The organism is Brevundimonas sp. (assembly GCF_046295075.1).
In the GTDB taxonomy this organism is placed as follows: Bacteria; Pseudomonadota; Alphaproteobacteria; order Caulobacterales; family Caulobacteraceae; genus Brevundimonas.
In genome coordinates, this window is the sequence record NZ_JBKBOC010000033.1 from 1 (window position 1) to 6,810 (window position 6,810).

General features: G+C 68.0%; 6 protein-coding genes. 1 reads left to right on the forward strand and 5 read right to left on the reverse strand.

The features are described 5' to 3' along the window. Nucleotides 1-1,356, forward strand: a 1,356-nt coding sequence (locus ACK4MH_RS15455) for a trehalose-6-phosphate synthase (RefSeq protein ID WP_409719964.1), incomplete at its 5' end; no start/stop codon positions are given. Nucleotides 1,357-1,359: 3 nt separating this feature from the next. On the opposite strand, the gene ACK4MH_RS15460 is transcribed toward ACK4MH_RS15455, so the two are convergent. The 5 genes from ACK4MH_RS15460 to ACK4MH_RS15480 form a co-directional block, all read right to left on the reverse strand. Then, on the reverse strand, nt 1,360-2,334 hold the full coding sequence (locus ACK4MH_RS15460) for an esterase-like activity of phytase family protein (RefSeq protein WP_409719966.1): 975 nt from the start codon (nt 2,332-2,334) through the stop codon (nt 1,360-1,362). After that, nucleotides 2,331-4,214: a cobaltochelatase subunit CobT gene (gene cobT / locus ACK4MH_RS15465; protein WP_409719968.1), complete on the reverse strand. Its 1,884-nt coding sequence runs from the start codon at nt 4,212-4,214 to the stop codon at nt 2,331-2,333. The genes ACK4MH_RS15460 and cobT overlap by 4 nt, the downstream gene beginning before the upstream one ends. Nucleotides 4,215-4,255: 41 nt before the next feature. Next, complete coding sequence (locus tag ACK4MH_RS15470) at nt 4,256-5,515, reverse strand: DUF418 domain-containing protein (protein WP_409719970.1); 1,260 nt, start codon at nt 5,513-5,515, stop codon at nt 4,256-4,258. Nucleotides 5,516-5,561: 46 nt separating this feature from the next. Further along, entirely contained in the window at nt 5,562-6,119 is a 558-nt protein-coding gene (locus ACK4MH_RS15475) for a phthalate transporter (RefSeq protein ID WP_409719972.1), read from the reverse strand. Next, on the reverse strand, nt 6,116-6,810 hold a 695-nt coding region (locus ACK4MH_RS15480), incomplete at its 5' end, for a 3-hydroxyacyl-CoA dehydrogenase NAD-binding domain-containing protein (protein ID WP_409719974.1). The genes ACK4MH_RS15480 and ACK4MH_RS15475, both read right to left, overlap by 4 nt.

Sequence of the window (6,810 nt, forward strand, 5' to 3'; positions counted from 1 at the left end):
GGGTCTGCCGGCGGCCTGGCCATGGCCCTGTCCGCTGCGTTGAGAAAATACGACGGCCTGTGGTTCGGCTGGTCCGGCGAAACGATCGACCACTATACCGGCGAGGTGAAGATCGAGGACCGGGCCGGCGTCACCGTCGGCTTGGTCGATCTGGAAGCCCAGGACGTCGACGAATACTACAACGGCTACGCCAACAAGACGCTGTGGCCGCTGTTCCACCATCGTATCGATCTGGCGCAGTACGAGCGGTCGTACGGCGAGGGCTATGAGCGGGTGAACCGACGCTTCGCCGAGGTGCTGGCTCCGTTGATCCAGCCCGACGACATGATCTGGATCCACGACTATCACATGATCCCGATGGCGCGGGACCTGCGCCGCCTGGGCATCCGGAACCGGATCGGCTTCTTCCTGCACACGCCCTGGCCGGCGCGCCAGTTACTGGTGACCCTGCCGCACCACCGGCGATTGGTGGAATCCATGTTCGACTTCGACCTGATCGGCTTCCACACCCAGGAATGGAGCGATCTGTTCACCGACTATGTGGTCTCGGAGGCCCAGGGCGAGCTGGACGGGACCGGCGGGCTGGAGTGTTTCGGGCGCAAGGTCCAGACCGGCGTCTTCCCCATCGGCATCGACGTGGACGGCTTCCTCGCGGCGCGGAACTCGACCCTGGGCGCGCGGACCTATGACCGGATGGCGGCGTCCTCGGCCTTCCGGTCGATGATGGTGGGCGTGGACCGGCTGGACTATTCCAAGGGGCTGGAAGAGCGGCTGCTCGGCTATGAGCAGTTCCTGCAGGACAACGCCTCGATGCGGGGCGAGGTCTTCCTGTTGCAGGTCACGCCGATCTCGCGCGACGACGTCGACAGCTATCAGGACATTCGCGCCCGGCTGGACGCCCTGGCAGGGCGGATCAACGGCGCCTTCGGCGACATGGACTGGCAGCCGATCCGCTATCTGAACCGCACCTATCGTCGGGACCAGCTGGCGGGAATTTACCGCGCGGCGCGGGTGGGCTTGGTCACGCCGCTGCGCGACGGCATGAACCTGGTGGCCAAGGAATATGTCTGCGCCCAGAACCCCGACGATCCGGGCGTGCTGATCCTGTCGCGCTTTGCCGGCGCGGCTGAACAGATGGGCGAGGCCCTGCTGGTCAATCCCTACAGCCGCGAGGAGCTGTCGGACGCCATCCAGAAGGCGCTGACCATGCCGTTGGCCGAGCGTATTCGAAAATGGGAGGCCTTGATGGAGGTGGTGCGCGCCACCGACGTGGGCATCTGGCGCGACGACTTCGTGCGTGCCCTGCGCTCCGACGAGGCGACGGCCCAATCGACCCAGTGGGCCGGGGCCGCCTGAAGATCAGCTCAGGTCGAAGGCCAGCATCAGGGTGCGCTGGGCCGGATTGAAGTTGTCGTCGGACAGGATGTAGAGGCGCGTCTTGCCACGACGCGTCTCGGCGGCGACCCCTTCGAAATTATCGGTGGTGCCGGGCAGTTTCAGCTCGATCAGGATTGGCCCCAGGGTTCCGTCCGGGGCCATCCGGCGCACGCGGGCGCGCATGTCGATGGGCGCGCGATACAGCCGCTGGACCACGAACCATCCGTCGCCGGATGGATCGCGATCCAGGCCGGTGATGCGGTAGTCGCTGTCGGGAATAGGTTTCTCGGGCGGAGCGGTCACGACGGTGCACCGGGCCGATGAGCAGTCCCAGACGCCGCCGGCCTCGCCCGAGACGCGCCAGCCGTTGGGCGCGACGGCTAAGCCTTCCATCCCGTCGTTTTCCGTGAAGGCGAAGTCGGGCGCCCGCATCGGCGTCGGCTGGGCCTTCAGGGCCGACAGCGAGCCATAGTTCCAGATTCGGTGACGCCGTTCGAAACTGACCAGCAGCTCGCCGGACGGTGTGATGACCAGGCCTTCGGCGTCGCCGTCCTGCTTGTCGGAGATCGCCCGACCGTCTTCCAGCGTCAGGCGGCGCGAGCGGAAATGATCCAGGCCGATCAGTCGTCCGTCGGCGTCCAGGCGAATGTCGCCCCGCACCAGATCGCCCGCATCCGACACGGTGACGAAGCCGCCGTCGCCGGTCAGCTTCAGGTCCGACAGACTGTGCAGGGACGAGGTCGGGGCGGCGCTGATCTGCAGGCCCCCGGCGAACTGCACGCCGTCCGCCAGTCGCGCCCCGCCCAGCAGACCCAGGCTGACGCTTCTCAGCTCCGCGACCGTCGGCGTCCAGCCGTCCGACGACAGCGGATAGGGCCGCGGCGCGCCGAGCGAGGCGGCGCAGGCCGTCAGCGACAGCGCGATCCAGACGGAGGCCAGACGGCCGAAACGGCTCATGCCGCCAGCTTCTTTCGCGTCCGACGCGTGGGACCGGCCGCGCCCTCGTTCTCGAACAGTTCGGCCAGCTTTTCGGTCATGGCGCCGGCCAGCTGTTCCACGTCCACGATGGTCAGGGCCTTGCGGTACCAGCGGGTCACGTCGTGACCGATGCCGATGGCCAGCAGTTCGACGGGCGAGCGATCCTCGATCTCGGCGATGACTTGGCGCAGGTGTTTGTCCAGATAGAGGGCCGCATTGGCCGACTGGGTCGAGTCGTCCACCGGCGAGCCGTCGGAAATGACCATCAGGATGCGGCGCTGTTCGGTGCGGGCCAGCAGGCGATTGTGCGCCCATCGCAGGGCCTCGCCGTCGATGTTTTCCTTCAGCAGGCCCTCACGCATCATCAGGCCCAGGTTCTTCTTGGCCCGGCGCCAGGGCGCGTCGGCGGCCTTGTAGATGATGTGGCGCAGGTCGTTCAGACGTCCCGGATTGGCGGGCTTGCCGGCGCTGATCCAGGCCTCGCGGCTCTGGCCGCCCTTCCAGGCGCGGGTGGTGAAGCCCAGGATCTCGACCTTGACGCCGCAGCGTTCCAGAGTGCGCGCCAGGATGTCGGCGCAGACCGCCGCCACCATGATCGGCCGCCCGCGCATCGAGCCGGAGTTGTCCAGCAACAGGGTCACGACCGTGTCGCGGAACGGGCTCTCGCTCTCGGCCTTGAACGACAGGGGTGCGGTCGGGTCGGTGACGATCCGCGTCAGGCGGGCGGTGTCCAGCATCCCCTCTTCCAGATCGAAGACCCAGGAGCGGTTCTGCTGGGCCAGCAGGCGGCGTTGCAGCTTGTTGGCCAGGCGCGAGACGACGCTGGACAGGATGGCCAGCTGGCCGTCCAGCAGCGCGCGCAGCCGGTCCAGCTCGACCGGGTCGCACAGGTCGGCAGCGTCTACCACCTCGTCGAAGGCGGTGGTGAAGACGCGGTAGAAATCGACCGCGCGGCCGTCGTCGGCCGTCTGCTGGCGGTTCGGCTGCTGGCCTTCCTGCAGCTCGGGACCGTCGTCCGAGCCTTCGCCGTCGGGATCGGCGGGCGCGCCCTCGGGACGGCTCTCGCGTTCGTCGTCCGAGGACTGATCGTCGGCGTCGCCCTCCATCGACTGGGAGCCCTCGCCGCCGTCTTCTTCCTCTTCCTCGTCTTGATCGTCGTCGGCCGCCGGATCCTGGGGATCGGGTTCCTCGTCGCCGGGATCCTCGGATGAGTCCTCGCCGCGCCCATCGCCGGGATCCAGATCCAGCGCGCGCAGCACCTCGCGCATCTTCAGCGCAAAGCCTTCCTGATCGCCCGCCGTGCCGGCCAGGGCGTCCAGCTTGGCGCCCGCCTTGGCCTCGATATTGGCGCGGACCAGATCCAGCATGGCCCTGGCGCCGTCGGGGGCGGGTCGTCCGGTCAGCCGCTCGCGCACCAGAAGCGCCACGGCCTCGGACACCGGCACGCGGTCGGCGTCATTGATGCGCAGGGCGCCGGTCTTTTCCAGACGGGTGATCAGGGCGGCGCCCAGATTGTCGCGCACCCCGGCTAAATGTTCGGAGCCGAACGCCTCGACCCGCGCCTGCTCGACCGCGTCGAACACCTCGGCCGCCTTGGCGTCCGCCGGCCGCATCTTCGCGTTCACCGCCGCATCGTGATTGGCCAGCCGCAGCGCCAGCCGGTCCGCCTGACCGCGCAGCGATGCGCTCTCCGGCCCCGACGGATCGCGCGGCGGATGGGGCAGGGTCAGGACGCCGTTCGACATCTTCGGGCCGTCGGACCCGAACGTCACCTCAAGCTCGGGCTGTTCGGCCAGGGCCCGCGCGGCATGACCCAGCGCGCGTTTGAAGGTTTCGGCGGGAGTATCCTGGGCGGCCATGGCCCTCAGTTAATCCCTTCGCGCCTGCGATAAAAGCGCCGTCAGCCGGGTTTCTGGATCGGCACCCGACGACCATAGGTCAGACAGCGCCAAACCCACTCCAGCGGCCCCATGCTGAACCGCGACAACCACAGCGGCGACCAGACCAGTTGCAGCGCCCAGACGCCCAGGACCAGGCCCCACATCTGCACATAGTCCACCTGCCCGAACAGGCGCGGCCCCCAGGGCATGTAGAAGATCGTCGTCATGATCAGGGTCTGGGTCAGATAGTTGGTGAAGGCCATCTGGCCCACGGGCCGCAGCGCCGCCGTGATCCACGCCAGACCGCGCTTAGTCAGGCCGCGCGTCGTCGCCAGCACGATCAGGCTGACGTAGGCCAGGGTGACGAAGATCGGGAAGGAGGCGACCACCCCCGCCAGGCCGCGCGTCGGGTCTGTGTTGGGCGCGGCCATGGCCTCGGTCCATTCCAGCACGCCCAGCAGGGCCAGCACTGCCCCGCCCACGGCGATCAGCGTCGCATAGACCCATGTCGGCGCCCGGCCGCTGAAGAACCCCGACTTGAACAGCCCCATGCCCAGCATCATCAGCGCCACGGTCGAGAAGACGAACATGGTCAGGCTGGCCCCTTGCAGGAACATCCAGCTCTGAAGGTTCTGGCCCATCGCCCCGGCCCAGCCGCTGCGATAGGCGGCGATGGCGTCGGCGACCATGGCGGCGGTGTACTGCGGCCCGCCCTGGCTCATCGCCTCGGTGAAGGCCGGCGGTCCGGCGATCATCAGCCAGGTGGCGAGGGCCTGCATCGCGCCCAGCGCCAGGGTGACGCCCAGGCCGACCCCGATCAGCGTCCCGGCCCGCATCGACCGCATCAGCATCACGAAAAGGCCGGACCAGGCGTAGAGCAGCAGCACGTCGCCGTACCAGAAGGCCAGGCCGTGGATCAGGGCGATGATCGCCAGCCAGAACAGGCGTCGCCGCAGCAACCGCCCGCGCGCCGGATCGCCGCGCTCGCCCCCGACCAGAAAGATCGAGGCGCCGAACAGCATGGAGAATAGGGTGATGAACTTCTGGTGGAAGAAGACGTCCATGGTCCAACGCGCAACCGCATTGGCGCCCGTCACCGCGAACGGGCTCAGGCTCGCGTCTTCATAGACCATGAAGGGCAGGGCGAAGGAGACGACATTGACCGCGAGGATGCCCAGCACCGCCAGGCCCCGCATGACGTCCAGGCTGGCGATGCGCGAGGTCGCGACGACCGGCGACAGCATCGGCGCGGCGTCGGCTTCGTTATCGTCCATTGTCATGTGCGGATCCCCCAATCCCCAGATGTCAGCCTTAAGCGCGGATGCCTCAGCGCTTGGGCATCAGGCCCAGTCTGTCCTTGACCGCCGGCCGGGCCTCGAAGGCGATGAAGGCGGCGCACAGACCCGCCCACAGGGCGTAGCTGACACCCACGATCATGGCGATAGGCAGGCCGCCGACGCCGAAGATCAGCAGCGTCGTCTCGGTGGCGCCCAGGCCCTGCATGAAGCTGCCGGCCTCGATCCAGCCCATGACGCTCATGCCCAGGGCGACGACGATCTGGACCAGGGCCGCCGCCAGGCCGCCGTACATCATGAAGCGCCAGACGACGCCCAGCCGCGTGCCGGGACGTCCGTCGCGCTTGCGCTCGTTCAGGATGCGATACAGCGCCAGCGGCACGGTGATCAGGCCGATCACCATCACCACCAGCCGCCAGTCCATGTCGCGTCCCGGCATGAAGGCATGGGGCCGCCAGAACGGCAGGGTCAGCCACAGCGGGGGCCAGGCCGCGCCCGCCAAACAGGCCAGGATCGGATACAACGGCGCCGGACGTGCGGCGATGGTCGCCTGACCCGGCAGATCGGAATAGCTCTCGAACCGGCTCATCGCGTCGGCGCCGGCGTGTCGCCGGAATAGTCGTAGAAGCCGCGCCCGCTCTTGCGGCCCAGCCAGCCGGCCTCGACATATTTCACCAGCAGGGGGCAGGGGCGGTATTTGCTGTCGGCCAGACCGTCGTACAGCACGTTCATGATGGCCAGGACGACGTCCAGACCCATGAAGTCCGCCAGCTCCAGCGGCCCCATCGGATGGTTGGCCCCCAGGCGCAGCGCCTTGTCGATGGAGGCGACGTTGCCGACCCCTTCGTACAGGGCGAAGATCGCCTCGTTCATCATCGGCACCAGGATGCGGTTGACGATGAAGGCGGGGAAGTCCTCGGCGTCCGTGGTCGTCTTGCCCAGGCTCTCGGCGAAGGCGACGGCGGCGGAATGAGTCTCGGCCGAGGTGGCGATGCCACGCACGATCTCGACCAGTTTCATGATCGGCGCCGGCTTCATGAAGTGCAGGCCCACGAACCGATCCGGCCGGTCGGTCGAGGACGCCAGCCGGGTGATCGAGATCGAGGAGGTGTTGGACGCCAGCAGGGTGTTCGGCCCCAGGTGCGGCAGGACCTGGGCGTAGATCGCCTTCTTGACCGCCTCGTCTTCCAGCGCGGCCTCGATGACCAGATCGGCGTCGGCGACCGCCTCGGCCATCACCTGCGCCGTGACGATGCGGGCCAGCGCCGCGTCGGCGGCGG

Bases quoted from the DNA above. Each gene is read 5' to 3' on its own strand.
- cobT (WP_409719968.1), bottom strand. From the start codon at position 4,214: ATGGCCGCCCAGGATACTCCCGCCGAAACCTTCAAACGCGCGCTGGGT.
- ACK4MH_RS15475 (WP_409719972.1), bottom strand. From the start codon at position 6,119: ATGAGCCGGTTCGAGAGCTATTCCGATCTGCCGGGTCAGGCGACCATC.
- ACK4MH_RS15460 (WP_409719966.1), bottom strand. From the start codon at position 2,334: ATGAGCCGTTTCGGCCGTCTGGCCTCCGTCTGGATCGCGCTGTCGCTG.
- ACK4MH_RS15470 (WP_409719970.1), bottom strand. From the start codon at position 5,515: ATGACAATGGACGATAACGAAGCCGACGCCGCGCCGATGCTGTCGCCG.